The 16,095-nt window shown below is 41.4% G+C and carries 10 protein-coding genes and 5 pseudogenes; 8 read left to right on the plus strand and 7 right to left on the minus strand.

Annotation, left to right across the window (positions count from 1 at the left end):
• The first annotated feature begins 9 nt into the window (after window positions 1–9).
• From V8V91_RS22820 to V8V91_RS22835, 4 genes and pseudogenes are all read left to right on the plus strand, one after another.
• Window positions 10–910 (plus strand): annotated as a pseudogene (locus V8V91_RS22820) (RraA family protein).
• A gap of 109 nt (window positions 911–1,019) precedes the next feature.
• Window positions 1,020–2,504, plus strand: a complete 1,485-nt coding sequence (locus V8V91_RS22825; protein WP_373397371.1) for a mandelate racemase/muconate lactonizing enzyme family protein — start codon at window positions 1,020–1,022, stop codon at window positions 2,502–2,504.
• A 399-nt stretch (window positions 2,505–2,903) separates the two neighbouring features.
• Window positions 2,904–3,667 (plus strand): annotated as a pseudogene (locus V8V91_RS22830) (bile acid:sodium symporter family protein).
• 91 nt (window positions 3,668–3,758) lie between these two features.
• Window positions 3,759–4,178: a nuclear transport factor 2 family protein gene (locus V8V91_RS22835; protein WP_373397372.1), complete on the plus strand. Its 420-nt coding sequence runs from the start codon at window positions 3,759–3,761 to the stop codon at window positions 4,176–4,178.
• Between the two features lie 35 nt (window positions 4,179–4,213).
• Here V8V91_RS22835 and V8V91_RS22840 read toward each other — a convergent pair whose 3' ends face one another.
• From V8V91_RS22840 to V8V91_RS22870, 7 genes and pseudogenes are all read right to left on the minus strand, one after another.
• Window positions 4,214–4,924 carry a trans-aconitate 2-methyltransferase gene (locus tag V8V91_RS22840; protein ID WP_373397373.1) on the minus strand — a complete coding sequence of 237 codons (711 nt, stop codon included), beginning with the start codon at window positions 4,922–4,924 and terminating at the stop codon, window positions 4,214–4,216.
• 21 nt (window positions 4,925–4,945) lie between these two features.
• Entirely contained in the window at window positions 4,946–5,812 is an 867-nt protein-coding gene (locus V8V91_RS22845) for a cation diffusion facilitator family transporter (protein WP_373397375.1), read from the minus strand.
• Between the two features lie 96 nt (window positions 5,813–5,908).
• A pseudogene (locus tag V8V91_RS22850) lies at window positions 5,909–7,215 on the minus strand (APC family permease).
• A 136-nt stretch (window positions 7,216–7,351) separates the two neighbouring features.
• Window positions 7,352–9,108: pseudogene (locus tag V8V91_RS22855) on the minus strand (arylsulfatase).
• 60 nt (window positions 9,109–9,168) lie between these two features.
• Window positions 9,169–10,301, minus strand: a pseudogene (locus tag V8V91_RS22860) (DEAD/DEAH box helicase).
• Window positions 10,302–10,387: 86 nt separating this feature from the next.
• Window positions 10,388–11,623, minus strand: coding sequence for a multidrug effflux MFS transporter (locus tag V8V91_RS22865; RefSeq protein WP_373397376.1), 1,236 nt, complete (start codon window positions 11,621–11,623; stop codon window positions 10,388–10,390).
• A 213-nt stretch (window positions 11,624–11,836) separates the two neighbouring features.
• A complete protein-coding gene (locus V8V91_RS22870) occupies window positions 11,837–12,241 on the minus strand; it encodes a cupin domain-containing protein (RefSeq protein WP_373397377.1) in 405 nt (134 codons plus the stop codon).
• A 209-nt stretch (window positions 12,242–12,450) separates the two neighbouring features.
• Between V8V91_RS22870 and V8V91_RS22875 the strand changes: the two genes are divergently transcribed.
• From V8V91_RS22875 to V8V91_RS22890, 4 genes are read left to right on the plus strand one after another with little or no spacing between them, the layout of a single operon-like run.
• Entirely contained in the window at window positions 12,451–14,376 is a 1,926-nt protein-coding gene (locus tag V8V91_RS22875) for a dehydrogenase (RefSeq protein ID WP_373397378.1), read from the plus strand.
• Window positions 14,334–14,978, plus strand: a complete 645-nt coding sequence (locus V8V91_RS22880; protein WP_373400790.1) for a c-type cytochrome — start codon at window positions 14,334–14,336, stop codon at window positions 14,976–14,978. The genes V8V91_RS22875 and V8V91_RS22880 overlap by 43 nt, the downstream gene beginning before the upstream one ends.
• Before the next feature lie 37 nt (window positions 14,979–15,015).
• Window positions 15,016–15,870, plus strand: a complete 855-nt coding sequence (locus V8V91_RS22885) for a sugar phosphate isomerase/epimerase family protein (protein WP_373397379.1) — start codon at window positions 15,016–15,018, stop codon at window positions 15,868–15,870.
• A gap of 2 nt (window positions 15,871–15,872) precedes the next feature.
• Complete coding sequence (locus V8V91_RS22890; protein WP_373397381.1) at window positions 15,873–16,094, plus strand: hypothetical protein; 222 nt, start codon at window positions 15,873–15,875, stop codon at window positions 16,092–16,094.
• Window position 16,095: the final 1 nt, after the last annotated feature.

The following is a 16,095-nucleotide window of genomic DNA, read 5'->3' on the forward strand; positions in this document are numbered from 1 at the left end:
AGCATCCTGATGCTTCCAATAGGAAAAGCAAAAGCACAAAATGTCGGGGCTTCCCCTGAGTATATTAAAGCTTTAACTTCCCAATGGACGGGAGAGCGATTTCCTGATGGTAGACCTAAAGTATCTGACTCTATTCTTGAACGATTAAAAAACATTTCGATCGAGGAAGCTTGGGGTGTTTTGAGAAACAAGGGATTTCAAAACCAATACGAAGGTGATTGGCAAATTATGCTTCCCAATGAGGCAATGACTGGACGGGTAGTCACTGCTCAATACATGCCTCTCAGACCTGACCTGGAAAAACAAGTAAAAGATCAAGGAGTGGAAAAGGAAGGCAGGTCCCCTAAAGGAGGGACAAATTCCTGGCCGATAGATGTCCTGGTGAACGGAGATGTTTATGTAGCAGATGGGTATGGGAAAATTGCAGATGGGACTTTGATTGGGGACAATTTAGGAAATGCGATTTTTGCTAAATCTCAGAGAGGGGTGATTCAATGGTTCAGTCCGCGATCAGGAGGGGCTTTCGGAAATTGAAGGATTCAATGCCTGGATCAAAGGACAGGATCCCTCTTATATCCAACAAATGATGTTGACTTCCATTAATACCCCCATTAGGATTGGTCGTGCTACCGTGCTTCCAGGGGATGTGGTGTTGGCCAAAAAATATGGAGTGATTTTTATTCCAGCTTACCTGGTAGAGGAATTGGTCCTAACATCTGAAGTGACTGGGCTGAGAGATGAGTTTGGACATCAAAGGCTTCGGGAGGGAAAATACCTTCCTGGACAGATTGATAGCCAATGGACCGAGGAAATCAAAAAGGATTTTTTGGATTGGTTAAATAACTATCCAGGAAAACTCCCCATGACGAAAGAGGAATTAGACAATTACCTAAAAGAGAGGAATTACTAATTGTTGACCTCCAAGCCTTGAAAGGGCTTATCACCTTTAAACAGGCATTTTTGCTGGTTACCATTAACTGGCCTTCTATCATATTGAATTAACAATAACCCTGCATACCATGAAAAATACCCTTAAAGAACTCATTGAAAAGAACAAAATCAGAGAGCAGCAATATATTGCCCAACGTCAAGCGGAAATTGACAACCCCCTGACAAAGGATAATAGGAGAGATTTTTTGAAGAAGACGGCTTTGGGAGGGCTGAGCCTTTCAGCTCTTATGGGTCTGAGTATCGAAGATACCATGGCTGAAACCACCAAAAATGTCCGTAGGGCATCGGCACCCTCTGATTTGAAAATTACTGATTTACGATATGCACATACGGCGGTCATGGGCGGTACAGCTATTCTTAGAATAGATACTAACCAAGGAATTTATGGGCTTGGAGAAGTGAGAGATGGAGCAGATCCAAAATATGCCTTGATGCTGAAGAGTAGGATTTTGGGAGAAAACCCATGTAATGTGGAAAAGATATTCAAGATCATCAAGCAATTTGGTGGTCAATCGCGTCAGGCAGGAGGGGTATGTGGCGTTGAGATGGCCTTGTGGGATCTTTGCGGAAAAGCGTATAATGTTCCAGCTTGGCAGTTGTTAGGTGGAAGATATCGAGATTCCATTAGGCTGTATGCAGACACTCCTGAGGCAAGTTCTCCAGAGGAGCAGATGAAGCTTATTAAATATAGAACAGAGGAGCAAGGCTATACCTGGCTAAAAATGGATGTTTCCATTGGTGAAATCATGGATATCCCCGGATGTATTGTCAACCAAGAGATTTTCAAACAAGGGAAAAGCCAGTGGCAAGGAGGGTACATGTCCTACGCGAACACGGCCCATCCTTTTACGGGGGTCCAAATCACAGAGAAAGGCTTGGACGAACTTGCCAAGATAGTGGATCATGTCAGGGGAATGGTTGGTTATGAAATACCACTTTCTACTGATCATTATGGACATTTCGATTTGAACAATTGTATCAGATTGGGTCAAGCATTGGATCAATACAGACTTGCTTGGCTTGAGGATATGGTGCCATGGCAAATGTGGGAGCAACACAAGACCATTACCACTGCTCTGAATACTCCTACTACAACAGGAGAAGATATTTATCTCCTTCAGCACTTCAAAGATTTGATTGACAATCATGCAGTAGATATTGTGCACCCTGATCTGGCTTCTTCCGGAGGTCTTTTGGAAACCAAACGAATTGCGGACTATGCCGAAGGAAAAGGAATTTCCATGGCCATGCACCAGGCAGGAACTCCCGTATCTTTTATGGCCAATGTGCATTGTGCAGCTGCCACACAGAATTTCCTTGCCTTAGAGCACCATTCGGTAGATGTACCTTGGTGGGAAGATATGGTCACTATGACCGGAGGAGGAAAAATGATTGACAAAGGGTACGCCCCAGTTCCTTTGGACGCTCCTGGTTTGGGGATTGATTTAAATGAGGAAGTGGTGAAAGCTCATTTACATCCTTCAGATCAATCTTATTTTGCTCCTACTGACATGTGGAACGAAAAGCGTTCTCATGATAGAACTTACAGCTAAGATTCCTATTTTACCTATTGATAAACCCGGAAACTTGCCACAAATCTTGTTTCCGGGTTAATTTCATGAGCATCCACCCAAAATACCTTCATTTTGAACCCTAAAATCACTAAATCTCTTTCAATTCTTTCAATCGCACTATTTGTTGGGGCTGTTGGAACCAGCTTGTTCCTTGGAATAGAATATGCAAGCTTTTTATGGATCGGCTTTTTCTTTATTTGTGCACTTTCATTTTTGGGAAGTGAAAAATTAAAGGGATATGCCTATTCCATGATGATCTTTGGCTCAGTAGCACTAGCGCTCTATTTCCCCCAATATTTCCTGGAATATCAAGGGTTCAAATTTAGCGCCTTGATCGTGCCTTTGATTCAGGTCATTATGTTTGGGATGGGGACTTCCATGAGCATTAAAGATTTTTTGGGAGTTGTGAAAATGCCCAAAGGGGTACTGATTGGGGTATTGTGCCAATTTTCCATTATGCCTTTCATAGGCTTTACGCTCGCTAAATTAAGTGGATTCCCCCGGAAATCGCAGCAGGAATGATTCTTATTGGCTGTTCTCCGAGTGGCATGGCCTCCAACGTAATGAGTTTTTTAGCCAAGGCAAATTTAGCCCTTTCCATCACCGTCACATCAATTACTACCCTTTTGGCTCCATTTGTAACTCCCTTCCTGATGGGGTGGTTGGCAGGAGAGTTTGTGGCAATTGATGTAGTCGATATGATGTTCAGCATTGTAAAAATGGTGATAATCCCCATTGGTGCGGGACTGCTATTCAATTATTTTCTTCGTGGTAAATCCAAATGGTTGGATGATTTGATGCCAATTATTTCTATGGCTGCCATTGCGTTGATTTTAGTGGTTATTGTGGCGGCTGGAAGAGATAGTTTATTGGATATTGGGCCAATGCTTATAGTGATGGTCATATTCCATAACCTTGCAGGATATCTATTGGGATATTGGTCAAGCCGTTTGTTCAAACTAAGTGAACGGGATTGCAGAACGATTGCCATTGAAGTGGGAATGCAAAATGGTGGACTTGCCTCTGGAATTGCCAAAGAAATGGGGAAAATTGCCACCGTAGGTCTTGCTCCGGCGGTATTTGGGCCATTTATGAATGTGAGTGGTTCCATTCTCGCGTCCTATTGGCACAAAAACCGATAGAAAAAGAGCAATAATTCAAATGAATATCCACCTATTCAGCCACTTATTTTGATTGAAATTTAAGACAGAAAAGTTAACCCAGTTGAAACCCATGAAATCTATTTTAACCCTAGCCATTTTACTTTGTGGTTTTTGTTCCTACGCCCAATCTGAAAAAGACCTTGAATCCCAGGTTGAAAAACTGAGGCTTGCTTTGATTGATCCTACTGAAGTAGCTTTAAGAGCCTTAAGTTCAGCTTCGCTGACCTATGGCCATTCAAGTGGCTTATTGGAAAATCAAGATCAATTCATCGATGCGCTTGTTTCCGGGAAATCGGATTTTGGTTCAATTTCATTTGAAGACCAGGAGATACTTGTAGAAAAAAACGTTGGAATTGTCCGCCACTATTTGGTGGCAGATGTCATTGAAGGAGGCCAGGTGAATCCCATCAAAATTGGGGTGATGTTAGTTTGGCACAAAGAGAAAGGAAGCTGGAAATTACTCGCCAGACAAGCTTACAAGCTTCCGTGATAAATTTAATGATGGAATGTATCCGCTTTAGTGGCTTATTTAATGCCTCCAAAAGCGCCGAAGCACATATTTTTATGTAGAATTTCGGTACTGCTAAAACCTACCTTTTTCATTAATTCCAATTGATAACTCATGGACCTGGGCGAATCTTCCTTGTCTACATAGGCAAGGACTTTTTGACGATATTCCTTATCCACCAATGCCTCTAAATAATCTCCGTATCGTTCCCAAGTGTACTCATTCAAAATGGAGTTTTCTTGGGTGATCAAGTCTGATATCATCAAGCATCCCCCTGGCTTGAGTAAATGATACAGTTTTGTAAAGGTGCTTTCCCAATCTTCATCATCTCGTAAATGGTGTAGAACTGCACCTGCCAATATGATGTCGTAACCGTGATCATCCAGTTTAGCAAGACGAATGTCTTCCTGAATGCATGTTACTTTTCCTTGAGTCACTAGTTTGACTCTTTCTTCCGCTTTTTGGAGCATAGGTAAACTCAAGTCCACCAACGTACAATGGAGGTGGGGAAGCTTGGAAAGCATTTTTAAGGTATAGTTTCCTGCACCACATCCAATGTCGAGCACATGCTTGGCATGGGGAACGATTCTTTTGGCGGCCTCGGTAATCAGTTCAAGTGAAACCTGTGCATCAATGGTAGAGAGTTGTCCAGTGTCCAGATTTGAAAATCGTTCTACATCTTGATCAAAACGGGCCCTTATTTCCTCAATGGTGGATTTTTTCATCATATTCATTTAAAAACTGCTTTCCTAATAGGGTTCTATATGTATCAGTAGATGTCCTATTTCAGGGATTTCTTTTTGAAGTTTATCTTTCAATAAATGAGAGATTCTATGTCCTTCTTTAACCGTTAAATCTCCATCCACCAAGGCATGTAGGTCCACATGGTAATCCATTCCTGCTTTTCGGATGAAGCATTTTTCAGTTCCTTTGACCCCATTTACTTCAATCGCTATTGCCCTGATTTTCTTTATCAATTCCTCGTGATTATTTTCATCCATCACCTCAGATAATGCCGGTCTAAAGATTTTATAGCAATTGTAAACGATGAAAATTACAGCTACCAGGGCTGCGTAATCGTCTGCTACTTCGAATCCTTCTCCAAAATATAAAGCGATTGAAATTCCAATAAATGCAGCGATGGAGGTGATTGCATCACTCCTATGGTGCCAAGCCTCTGCTTTCAGGGAATCGGAATTTATTTTTTTGCTTCTCCTAATGACAATTTGATAGGAGGATTCTTTCCAGATAATGATGGCAGCCAATACCCATAAAGTAAAACTTTCAGGCAATGCATGAGGAATTCGTATATGTTGGATAGCTTGGTAGGCAATGGTAGCCGCCGAAATAATCAAAAAAGCAACGACTAAAAAGGTGATCAGCGGTTCTGCTTTACCATGCCCATAGGGATGGTTTTCATCCGCTGGTCGATTGGCATATCGAAGCCCCACCAAGACCAAAATTGATGCAAATACATCTACCACGGATTCAATTCCATCTGCAATTAAAGCATATGAATTGCCAAAAATTCCTGCTAAAAATTTAATCGTAGCCAAGGCAACATTTCCCAGCATACTGAAAATCACGGTTCGTATGGCAAGGTTTTTATTTGTCATCGCTGGGTCGAAATTGAATGGGGCTGCCCACTATTACTTAAATGCTTGGTCATGCGCTACGTTTGAATGGAGCAAAAGTAACTTTAAGCGGAGTTATTATCCCACTTTATGTTGCCTTTTTCCTAACCAATATAGAATGGAGCCAATGATAATCAAGACTGCTGTTAGCCAGACGGAGGTCCAGCTCACTTGAATCATCAACCAAAGACAGGCTAAAATTCCAAGAATAGGAATTAGAATTCCACCCTTAAGAATAAAGGGGCTTTGATCTTTAAATCTAGGACGTAAAACAGGGATTGCTGCACAACTCATCATGAATAAAAAGAGTCTTGACAAGACCGTCATGGCAGCTAGAAATGTAAATGTTCCAAAAGCAGCCAGAGCAAAGGCAACAATTCCAAAAAACAAGACAGAATTGGCAGGAGTCAGGTATTTTTCATGTACAGTTCCGAACCATTCGGGAAGAGATTTCTCAAGAGATAACGCATAGGTGATCCGCGTTGCTGAAAACATGGACCCAATTAAATTTGCGATCACTGAGGTAGCAACACCAATCATTAAGATTACGGCACCTGCACTCCCGAATAAAGAAGAAGAGGCATCCAAAAGTGGGGTGCTACTAGTTGCCAAATCAGGAACAGCCGCCTGCGTTACCAACTGGATCAACATATACAATACGGCGACGATAACTAATCCCAAAATCAGCCCCAAAGGCATGTCTCTTTCTGGTCTTTTTGCTTCTCCTGCAGGGACTACTGCCCCTTCAAATCCAACAAAGGCATATATCAGTAATAAAGCTGCTGCCCCTAAATTGGAACCATCTGGAAGGGGACTGCCAAAATTTGGCAATACCTCGGGACCTAGTAAAATAAACCCTCCAAATACTAAACCAATCAAAACAGAAAATTTGATGATTGTAAACAAGGTCATAGAACGGATGGATTCCACAGATCCCAGGATGTTGATCAGGCTTAATGCTCCACAGGTAATTGCAAGTGAAATGAGTCTTCCATATCCCTCAGCTGCTATAGGTAAAAAGTAACCGATGCTATCTGTTAACAAAACCGTATTGGCGGCAAATGAAATCAATCTTGCCAAATAGTAAAGCCACCCCCTTGAAAACCTATAAACGAACCAAAAGCCAGTTTTCCATATTTGATTGGTCCTCCGGTTCCCTTGAAATAGCTTCCCAATTCGGCGAAACATAGAATCACCGGAAGCATTAACAGGGCACAAAATGCGTAAACGAATACACTGTATTCTCCGGCTAATCGAGCTGCTCCCGAGGGTAATCCAAAAATTCCAGCTCCAATGAGTCCATTGACTACCAGCATCCAAACTCCCCAAAGCCCTAAGTTTCTTGGTAATTTTTCTTGCACTTCGGGACTGGATGATTTCGGCATGGATTCTCTTTTTTCAATAGTTAGGATTTAAAAAGATAAGCCAAAAATTGAATCTATTAAAAATGAATTATAAGTATTGGTTGATTTTTTGATTGTAGGCATCGACCCCTTCATGGATTCAGTAATTGATCAGTCCCTATTTTTTATGGATTTCTACCCAAAAAGGGAAGATTTGTTTTCCATTTACTTGATAAAAAGGGATGATTTGGGTTTTCATTTCAGGAAGCTGGATATCCTTCATTTCAATAAATGTGATTGCTCCTTCCGATTCTAATTTTGTTTGATTGACTATAGGGCCTGTTTCCAGGTACATGGTGCCTTGAGAAGGAACATCTTTGACAAATTTGAATGTAAAATCATAGGTTCCAGAAGCTAAAAACACGTTCCAATATCCATAAATCTCCTCCTGTGCCCAGATACCTCTTTGACCCGCAGCATCATTCCGGTTTAGAAATACAGGGTTCTCTTCCTCAAATCCAATCTGGATCAGGGGTTGATTTACCAAATGTTGTTCCTGAATCAATTCCTTATACAATTCGTCCATTTCAATCTTAAGTTCCCTCCCTTTGGAAGTTTGAGAGGAGATTAAATTGGTAAGTTCGAACGGATCTTCCGTCAAGTTATATAACTCAAACTCTTCGATGGGAGCTTGATAATCAGTTTTTCCAACCAGTTTCCAACCTGACTTTTGGATGGAGATGTTATTATATCGCTCAGGATATTTACGGGTCCAATACGAGAAAAAGCTTCGATTTTGAAAATTGCTTGCATCTCCATTCATCAAGGGGATTAAGCTCTTGCCATCGATTTTACGATCGTTGGGTAAGTCAATTCCAACTACTTCTGCAATGGTAGGTAAGATATCCAAATGAGCAGTTAATTGATCTATCTTCTTACTTCCCTGGTATTTTTCAGGATAGTGAATCAAGAGAGGTGCTCGTACTCCTCCCTGAAAAACATTCCCTTTGAGTCCTCGAAGTCCTACTACATATCGTTGTTGTTGAGGTCCATTATCTGTTAAAAAGATGATAATCGTTCGGTCATCAATTTCCAACTCTTCCAATTTGCTAAATAACTTGTTCAGATTGTCATCGATGTTTTCTACCATGGCATAAACTTTTCGGGCATCTTCTTTTTGGGATTCAGACATCGGGTAAAATGGTTTGCCATCTTCTCCAAATCCTTCACTGGGGTCTAAGTCTTTATACTTTTGATAATACTCATCGGGTACTTGCAAAGGGGTATGTGGTGCATTAAAAGAGAGATAAGTGAAAAATGGTTGGTCTTTATTGTTCTCTATAAACTTGATCGCCTCTTCGGCAAAGATGTCAGAGCAATAACCTTGATAGGATTGTTGTTGATTATTATGCCAAAGGACTGGATCAAAGTAGCTTCGGTTGCCCTGATAATAGGTTGTGAAATCACCCACCTGTCCCATACCACCTGATAAGTGTATCAAAGATTCATCGAATCCCTGATCACTGGGACGCATGGGGTAGTTGTCTCCTAAATGCCACTTGCCAAAAATGCCTGTTACATAGTTTTTTTCTTTAGTAGCTCCGCAATGGTATGTTCCTCAGTAGCCATCATGGCACCTCCATTATAGGTGTCTCTGATTCCTGTACGCAGGGAATAACGTCCGGTCATAAGACTGGATCGGGTAGGGGCACAAACCGGAGATACGTAGAAATTTGTAAACTCTACACTTTCTTGGGCGAGTTGGTCGAGGGTTGGAGTAGAGATATGTGGATTTCCAGTAAACCCAAAATCCCCATAACCTTGATCATCTGTAATGATTAGGATGATATTTGGGGGAGTGTTTTGGGAAAATGCATTCGTATGGACAATGAAAAAACTAAGAAAAATACTGGCTATTCTTGCGGCGGAGGTCATTTTATAAAGGGCTTGTTCTACCCAAAAGATCCTCTAAAAAAATGGGAAATCAAATAGCATTTAAAGATCTAAGTCATCGGTGCTTCTTAATTGCACATGCTTTTTCATCTTTTTCTGGATTATTTTAAAGTGGTGCAAATCTTCTTCCGTGATCAATGAAATGGCTTCACCTGTGGCCCCGGCTCGTCCGGTTCTTCCTATTCGATGTACATAATCTTTTGGAGAACGTGGAAGTTCAAAGTTGATTACCAAAGGTAAAAACTGTATGTCTATTCCCCTTCCGGCCAAGTCCGTAGCAACCAAAACCCGGGTTTTCCCAGACTTGAACCTTGCCAAAGCTTCAATTCTGGCCCCTTGACTTTTGTCCCCATGAAATGCAATGGCATCGATGCCATTCTTCACTAATTTTTGGACTACGTTATTGGCAGTTCGGATGGAAGAGGTAAATACCAGGATTTGAGTCCAATTGCCATTTTTGATAAGATGTCTTAATAAAGGACCTTTCTTTTCAGCGCTGACTCTATAGGCATATTGATTGATCAGATCCACATCAAGTACCTCTGGTTTGATAGTAATGCGCTTAGGATCCTCAAGAAGGGAGGAGATCATTTCTTCCAATGTCTCATCCATGGTGGCAGAAAACAGGATGTTTTGCCTCTTTTGAGGATTTCAGACAAGATCTGATTGACTTCTTCACGAAATCCCATATTCAAGACCTTGTCCATTTCATCCAGCACCAAGATTTCTACTTCTGAAAGTGACAGCGCATTTTGAGATATTAAATCCAATAATCTTCCAGGCGTAGCAACCAAAATATCTGTTCCGTTCATCTTCATCATCTGAGGATTGATGGAGACACCTCCAAATACGGATACAGTTTTGACCTTTCTTTCTAAAAACCTTGAAAAATTATCCGCTACTTGCGCCACTTGGGAGGCCAATTCCCTGGTGGGCACAAGTACCAAAACAGGAATATTTCTGCTTCTGTGTTCCTTTTTATGTTGAAGGATTTGTAAGATTGGCAAAATATAGGAAGCGGTTTTTCCAGAACCAGTAGGAGCAATTCCCAATATATCCTGACGCTTCAAAAATGCGGGAATCGCTTCTGCTTGAATTGGGTAAGGTTTCTGGTAATTTGCTTTCTCTATCGCGGAGATCAACTGCTTGTTTAATCCAAGTTCGGTAAAAGTCATATCCTTCATTTTGCACAAAGGTAAGGATGTTCTTGGATAGAATTTATTGGAATCAGGAATGAATCAGAACAAGAAAAGTAAAGCTCCTAACTCGCTAGCGCTTTTTTGTTATAGACCTTGCTGATACTGCCATTGATATTTTGATCCAGTTTCAGTACCAGGAATCCTGCTACAGCACAAGTAGCCATTCCACTCACCATGGGAAGAGAAGTGCCATCGTGGAAAAAGCTGACACCGGCAGAAGCCAATCCACCAAATGCCATCCGGATACTTCCCAAAATCGCGGAAGCACTTCCTGCATTTCTAGAAAATGGAGCCAAAGATAGCGCGGCGGTATTTGGGCCGTTCAGTCCATGTGCGGTTAAGAAGACAAACATCAACATTAGCAACGGGCCAACTTCTAACCATTGAAAATAAATGCCCAAGACCAATAGTAATCCAACTGTCACCTGATAATGCATGGAGAAGTTGATGATTTGTTGGCTGCTAAATTTACGAAGCAACAAGTGGTTCAATTGTGTGGATCCGATCATGGCAAAAGCCAACAATGCAAAAATCCACCCGTACTGAGTTTCACTTACTCCATAAATATTCATAAAGACATCAGCAGAACCTGCGATGTAGGCAAATGGAGCCGCACCTGCCAAGCCACCAATAGACATATAGACTAAGAATTGTCTGTTCTGAAGTACTTGTATATAATTTTTCCAAACCTGTTTAGGCTTCAATGAAACTTGTGTATCAGGTTCAGCTCCATCTGGAAGCACCCAAATTACTGCCATCCAAATGATCACGGTAAGGAATGCCAAAACAATGAAAACCCAGTGCCAATGGTAATAAGCTGTCACAAAACCTCCCAAAGTAGGGGCAATCATTGGAGATACCGCGATTACCAAAGTCAATAAAGCTAAAACTTGAGCAGTCTTTGTCACAGGAAAGATATCCCGAACCATAGCCTGGGCAGCAACCATGCCTGCACAGCCCCCTATGGCTTGCAAGAACCTCATAAGTATTAGGTTCTCAACAGAGTCCGATAAGGCACAACCAATAGAAGCCAATACATAAATTCCCAGACCTACATAAAGCGGTTTTTTTCTTCCATATTTATCCAGTAGGGGACCATAAAACAATTGGCCGATTGCAATTCCCACTAAATACGCAGTCAAGGACAATTGGATATTGGCAATAGGAGTCTCCAATTCCCTGGCCATAGCTGGAAATCCAGGTAAATACATGTCTATGGAAAATGGGCTGATGGTACAAAGAGCTCCCAGAACCAAGACAATTTTGAAGTATTCCTTTTTTGAAATCTGTTTTTTCAACAAAAATTGGTTTAATCCCTAATATCTTTAACTTCCAACAGGTAAAAGGCTTATTGAGTTCGTAAAATTCAGTCAAATATTTTAACAAAAAAATAATTAGGTTCCGGAAATTTTGAAAATCAAGCAATGAGTTAGAAAAAGTAAGTTTGCTTTTCCGTTTAGGAATGAAAGATTCGGGCAAGCGGAATAGTCAGAGGAGATAATTTTTTGCACTTATTGATCTTCCATGATTTTTGTAATGGTCAACCCTTCACTTCCTGCGTAAAAGATAATGATTTCAGCAGGGATAGTTCCCCGGTTCTCCCCATAATGCACGGTATTCACGACTTCAATGATGGGGTCGCCAGCTTTCATATTTAACTGATTTCCAAATTCATCTTCTACAAAGAGTTCCCCTTTGATTAATACTCCCGCATTAATTACTGGGTGGATATGTTTGGGTAGCGAGGAACCGGGAGGTATGGTGATTTTTAAGATAGAAATCTTGGGCTTCCCTTCAGGATAATCGGGAATTTTCGTTCCATTCCAACTCAAATCTGAAGAAATTAGGATATCGGACTCGTTTTTTATTAGGGAGCCCTTGGTAATGAGGTAGGTCGAAATCGACGAGAGGATCATCAAAATTATGACTAAAAATGGCTTGAAGCTGAGCATAAGGATGGGGAATAGTTTTAGATAGGAATTGAAGTTATACCAAAAATAATTAGACCACTTAGTAAAATAGGCTTGTGAATCAATTGAATAAGTGTCAAATTAGGAAAACTGCCTTATTTATAAAATTGTATTTCAATGGGATAAATAGGCAATAAATAACCCAAAATAAACATATGTCGAGTATCCGATTACCAAGCATCGTTGGTTTGATGCTGCTGGTTTTTGCCTGCACAAGTACCCAGAAAGAGGATCTGAATGCCATTTCCCCTCCTTTAAGCCCTGCTGAGGAACAAGCTACTTTTCAATTAGAACCTGGATTCAAAATCCAATTAGTTGCTGCTGAACCAATGGTACAGGAGCCAGTATCCATACAATTTGATGAAGATGGGCGGATGTGGGTAATAGAAATGCGGGGCTATATGGTAGATATAGAAGGAAATGACGAAGACCAACCCATTGGTAGAATTTCTATTTTGGAAGATCAAGATGGGGATGGGGAGATGGATAAATCCACTGTTTATTTAGATAGTTTGGTAATGCCCAGGTCAATAGGACTTTTCAAAGGAGGTGCCTTGGTTGCTGAAAATAATGCACTTTGGATCACCGAAGATCTGGATGGAGATCTAAAAGCAGATACTAAAATCTTATTGGATGCTACCTATTCTCAAAACGGAGTAGTAGAGCATACAGATAACGGATTACTCAGAACGGTTGATAATTGGTATTACAGCGCTAAATCCAGATTGCGATATCGATTAAAAGGGGATGAATGGATTCGTGACAGTACTGAGTTTAGAGGACAGTGGGGAATTTCTCAAGATGATAAAGGCAGACTGATTTATAATTACAATTGGTCCCAGCTCCATGGAGATCTTGTTCCTCCCAATTATCTTTTCACCAACCCCAACCATACCCCTTCTACCGGGATTGATTATGGATTAACAATTGATCGAAGGGTTTATCCCATTCGGCCGAACCTCGCAGTAAACAGAGGCTATATTCCTGGCACCCTGGACCAAGAAGGAAGGCTTTTGGAATTCACTTCTGCATGTGCTCCTACAGTATATAGAAGCGCTTTGTTTCCCCAAGAATATTTAGGAAATATTTTCGTCATGGAGAATGCAGGGAATTTGGTAAAGAGAAATGTGGTAAAGGAAAATGGCAATTACCTGGAAGCACAGGATCCAAATCCAGGCAGGGAGTTTTTGGCTTCTACTGATGAAAGATTCCGACCTGTGAACGGTTATGTTGGACCTGATGGTGCCCTATATATTGTAGATATGTACCGCGGGATCATTCAACACCTGGATTATATGACGGAGTATTTAAGGGAGCAAACTATTCAAAGAAAACTAGATGCTCCTGTTCATATGGGGAGAATTTGGAGAATAGTTCCTGCCGATACTGATCCTAAAACAGTGGAGAAACTTTCTTCTAAATCGGATTCAGAATTAGTAGCCTACCTGGGCCATTCAGATGGTTGGTACCGGGATATGGCACAGCGATTATTGGTGGAAAATAATGATAAAAGCCAGGTTCCGGCATTAAAGGAGATGGTCCTGAACTCCTCTAATGAGTTGGGACCTTTTCATGCCCTTTGGACACTGGAAGGAATGGGACAAGCGGATGAAGGATTTTTATTGGAAGTTTTAGACCATGAATCTGAGTTGATACAAAGTGCAGCTCTTCGAATGTTGGACAAGCTGGCAAAAGAGGAGGAAGGAATTAGCAGAAGATTGGGTGAAAAAATGATGGAGATGTCAAAGAATGCCGGGAAATCCACGGATTTACAAATGGCATTAAGTGCTTACGCGCTGTCAGATCAGGATGCTCGACAAGTCTTATTGGAAGTGTTGTATAAGCAGGGAGAAGATGCGTTGATCAGGGATGCAGCAATGAGTAGTCTGACCAACAGGGAATATGATTTTCTTCAAGCGATCTGGAAGGATGCCACTTGGAATGATTTGAATCCAGCGCATGAAATATTTCTGGAAATGCTTACCGCTTCCATCGTAAAAAAGCAGATCAAAATGAAATCAAAGGGCTTTTGGCACTGGTGGATATACCTGAATTGGGCTGGAAAGAACAAACAGTCCTGAGTTCACTGGCTATCCAATCTGCCAATTCGCCTGAAAAAGGGTTTGTGTCCTATAGGGCAGAACCATCAATTTTCCAACGAACAGATTTACCCATAGATTCCCAAAGGATGGGGATGCTGAAAAGTTTGTTCACCTGGCCAGGATTTCACCCTGATGAAGTCGAGGCAGTAGCTGGTACCTTAGATGCTTCTGCTTTAAAACAATTTGCAGATGGAAGACAGAAGTTTTTGGTCAGTTGTGCAAGTTGTCATGGCTCAGATGGTAGAGGAGAAAATAGAATGGGGCCGCCATTGGTGAACTCTGAATGGGTTTTAGGGGATGAAAAGCGCCTTTCCCTGATTCTCTTACATGGTTTGGAGGGTCCTATTGAGGTGGATGGGAAGAAATACGATGCCCCAGAAATCCTACCGGTTATGCCAGCTCATTCTACGATGGATGACGCGAGTATTGCTGCTATCTTGACCTACATTAGAAATGAGTGGGGAAATCAAGCCCCTCCGATTTCAAGAAGGACGGTAGGTGGGATGCGTTTGACAACTCAAGGGAGAGTCTATCCTTGGTCTGCGGAGGAGTTGAATCAACACATAGAAAACCTAGAATGAAACTTCCACAATTCATGATAAACCCAATCTTTAGCCTATGAAAAATGTACAAAGTTATTTTGATTCAGGAAGACGAGATTTCCTGAAAACGGCAAGCTTGGGAGCTGTTGCACTGAATTTTTCATTCCCTGAAATCCCGGAGGAAATGGCCGGCATCCCCATGGGTGTGGTAGTTCATTCCTATGGAGCTCGATGGCATTCAAAAGCTGGAAGCCCGGCCTATCCTTCGTTTGAAAATGCCATCGATTTGATCAATCATTGCAAAGAAATCGGAGCTGGAGGAGTACAAGTAGGTGTCAATGGATGGGCGAGTGATTTTGCAAAAAAAGTAAGGGAGGAAAGAGAAAAAAGTGGACTCTATCTTGAAGGGAGCATTCGATTGCCGCAAACTTCGGATCAGGTTCCAATATTTGAAAAAGAAGTATTGGCAGCCAAAGAAGCTGGAGCGGAAGTCCTTCGAACCGTCTGTTTAAATGGTAGAAGGTATGAGAATTTCCATTCTGAGAAGGAGTTTTTGGAGTTTAAAGCGGGGGCATTAATGGCATTGTCTCTGGCTGAGCCAATTGTAAGAAAGCACCGAATGAAGTTGGCAGTAGAAAATCACAAAGATTGGAAAGCTTCAGAACTTGCAGAAATAATCCGAAACTTGGGAAGTGAGTGGGTAGGGGTGACGTTGGACTTTGGGAATAATGTCGCGTTATTAGAAGACTCTACGAGGGTCATTGAAACCTTGGCGCCCATGGCATTTTCTACTCATGTCAAAGATATGGGGGTCCAAGAATATGAACATGGGTTTTTACTTTCTGAGGTTCCCTTGGGCACGGGGATCGTAGACCTAAAAAAGGGGTGGAACTATGTAAAAAATACAACCCATCCATCCATTTTAGTCTAGAGATGATTACTCGAAATCCTTTAGAAATTCCTGTGATGGAAAGTAATTACTGGGAGACCTTTCAAGAGGTTCCTGCAAGAGAACTCGCGAGAACTATCATGGAAGTAAGGGAAAAAAGTTTCCCGGGGGAATTACCCAAAGTGGAGGGATTGAGTGATGAGCAAAGGCTTGCATTTGAAGAAAAAATGTCATTTCTTGTCTTTCTTTCAGTAAGAAAAGCTTAGG

The sequence above is a fragment of the Algoriphagus halophilus genome (assembly GCF_041729275.1).
GTDB lineage: Bacteria > Bacteroidota > Bacteroidia > Cytophagales > Cyclobacteriaceae > Algoriphagus > Algoriphagus halophilus_A.

Excerpts from the sequence above, each read along its gene's own strand:
- V8V91_RS22825 (WP_373397371.1), top strand. The coding sequence starts at position 1,020 with ATGAAAAATACCCTTAAAGAACTCATTGAAAAGAACAAAATCAGAGAG.
- V8V91_RS22835 (WP_373397372.1), top strand. The coding sequence starts at position 3,759 with ATGAAATCTATTTTAACCCTAGCCATTTTACTTTGTGGTTTTTGTTCC.
- V8V91_RS22840 (WP_373397373.1), bottom strand. The coding sequence starts at position 4,924 with ATGATGAAAAAATCCACCATTGAGGAAATAAGGGCCCGTTTTGATCAA.
- V8V91_RS22845 (WP_373397375.1), bottom strand. The coding sequence starts at position 5,812 with ATGACAAATAAAAACCTTGCCATACGAACCGTGATTTTCAGTATGCTG.
- V8V91_RS22870 (WP_373397377.1), bottom strand. The coding sequence starts at position 12,241 with ATGATCCTCTCGTCGATTTCGACCTACCTCATTACCAAGGGCTCCCTA.
- V8V91_RS22875 (WP_373397378.1), top strand. The coding sequence starts at position 12,451 with ATGTCGAGTATCCGATTACCAAGCATCGTTGGTTTGATGCTGCTGGTT.
- V8V91_RS22885 (WP_373397379.1), top strand. The coding sequence starts at position 15,016 with ATGAAAAATGTACAAAGTTATTTTGATTCAGGAAGACGAGATTTCCTG.
- V8V91_RS22890 (WP_373397381.1), top strand. The coding sequence starts at position 15,873 with ATGATTACTCGAAATCCTTTAGAAATTCCTGTGATGGAAAGTAATTAC.